Raw genomic sequence first — 1,531 nt, 5'->3', positions numbered from 1 at the left:
GGGGCCTTTCAAGAGGAAGGAGCGGCGTCAGCGCCAACGAGTGGTCATCAGGAAGCCGATCAGAGCGATGCCGAGACCGATGGCCAGGTTCCAGTTGTCGAGACCCGGGATCGGGAACTGCATGCCCGAGATGTAGAAGACCAGGATCCACGCGAGACCGAGCAGCATGAAGCCGATCATCACCGGCTTGAACCACACCGCGTTGGGAGCGGCCTCGCCTTCGGCGCGCTCGACGACGGGTTCTTCACTCTTACGGTCACGTGCCATGCCGTCATTGTACCCATCAGACCCATGAGCCGCCGAGTCCGCAGCGTGCGAGAGACGGCGGGCTCACCGACATCCGTTCAGCGTCCCGGGATATGATCGCGCCATGACTGCATCCGTCGTGCCTGGGGGGCGACGCCCGCGGCGAGAGAGACCACGCTCTCGCGCCACCTTCGCGAGCGTGCTCGGCGAGCTCCTCCTCACCGCCGGAGTGCTCGTCCTGCTCTTCGTCGCCTGGCAGATGTGGATCGGCGACATCATCATCAGCGCCCAGAAGAACGACGAGGGCGCAGCCATCTCGCAGGAGCTCGCACAGGGCGAGGCGCCGGAGCTGCCGCCGGTCGTGGAAGAGGACGACGGCACCACCACCTACGTGCCCCCGGTGCCCGCAGCACCGGCAGACGCAACATGGTTCGGGCAGATGCACATCCCCCGTTTCGGAGCCGACTACAACTTCGGCATCTACGGCGGGACGAGCCGTGCACGAACCCTGGATCAGAAGGGGATCGGCGTCTACAAGGACTCCAAGATGCCCGGCGAGGTCGGCAACTTCTCGATGGCGGGACACCGCACCACCTGGGGCAAGCCTTTCAACCAGCTCGACAAGCTGCAGCTGAACGACGCGATCGTCGTCGAGACTCCCGACGGCTGGTACACGTACCGTTTCCGCACGCTCGAGTACGTCAAGCCGACACAGACCGATGTGCTCGCCGACGTGCCGCAGATGCCGGAGCAGCAGACCGGAGAGCAGTACATCACGCTCACGGCTTGCTCCCCGCTGTACTCCCTCGCGGAGCGCATCGTCGCCTACGGGGTGTTCGAGAGCTTCCAGCCCCGCGCCGAGGGGCTCCCCGCCGCCCTGACCGACCCGCCGCCGCCTCCGGCCGCACCATCGGTGTGACCGTGGACGCTCACGAGGGAGAAGACTGATGTACGCCGCACTCTGGCGCCTGCTGCCCGGCCCGTGGTGGCTGCGCGTCCTCATCCTGGTCGTCCTCATCGCCGCCGTGCTGTACGGGCTCTTCTGGTACGTGTTCCCCTGGGTGAGCCCGATCATCGCCCCCGGCGAGGTCGACGTCGAATGACCCGAGTTCTCGTGGTGGACAACCACGACAGCTTCGTGCACACGCTCGTCGGCTACCTCCACGAGCTCGGCGCCGAGACCACCATGGTCGAATCCGACGCGCTGGACGCCGCCGAGCTCGAGCGGATGCTCACCGGCCACGACGCCCTGTTGCTCTCCCCCGGCCCCGGACGTCCCCCGGCC

General features: G+C 66.8%; 4 protein-coding genes. 3 read left to right on the top strand and 1 reads right to left on the bottom strand.

All coding sequences use genetic code 11. The features are described from left to right. Positions 1–27: 27 nt before the first annotated feature. A complete protein-coding gene (locus ACNPM4_RS01700) occupies positions 28–267 on the bottom strand; it encodes a cell division protein CrgA (RefSeq protein ID WP_091028134.1) in 240 nt (79 codons plus the stop codon). A 103-nt stretch (positions 268–370) separates the two neighbouring features. Here ACNPM4_RS01700 and ACNPM4_RS01695 point away from each other — a divergent pair, with 103 nt between their 5' ends. The 3 genes from ACNPM4_RS01695 to ACNPM4_RS01685 form a co-directional block, all read left to right on the top strand. Further along, positions 371–1,165 carry a class E sortase gene (locus tag ACNPM4_RS01695; RefSeq protein WP_448984482.1) on the top strand — a complete coding sequence of 265 codons (795 nt, stop codon included), beginning with the start codon at positions 371–373 and terminating at the stop codon, positions 1,163–1,165. Positions 1,166–1,193: 28 nt separating this feature from the next. After that, positions 1,194–1,349 carry a hypothetical protein gene (locus ACNPM4_RS01690; protein ID WP_448984481.1) on the top strand — a complete coding sequence of 52 codons (156 nt, stop codon included), beginning with the start codon at positions 1,194–1,196 and terminating at the stop codon, positions 1,347–1,349. Then, the coding region (locus ACNPM4_RS01685) for a glutamine amidotransferase-related protein (protein WP_448984480.1) at positions 1,346–1,531 on the top strand (186 nt) is incomplete at its 3' end. The genes ACNPM4_RS01690 and ACNPM4_RS01685, both read left to right, overlap by 4 nt.

This window comes from Microbacterium umsixpiens (genome assembly GCF_053543675.1).
The sequence above is the reverse complement of the archived record's forward strand: the minus strand, read 5'-3'. Positions and strand labels throughout refer to the sequence as shown.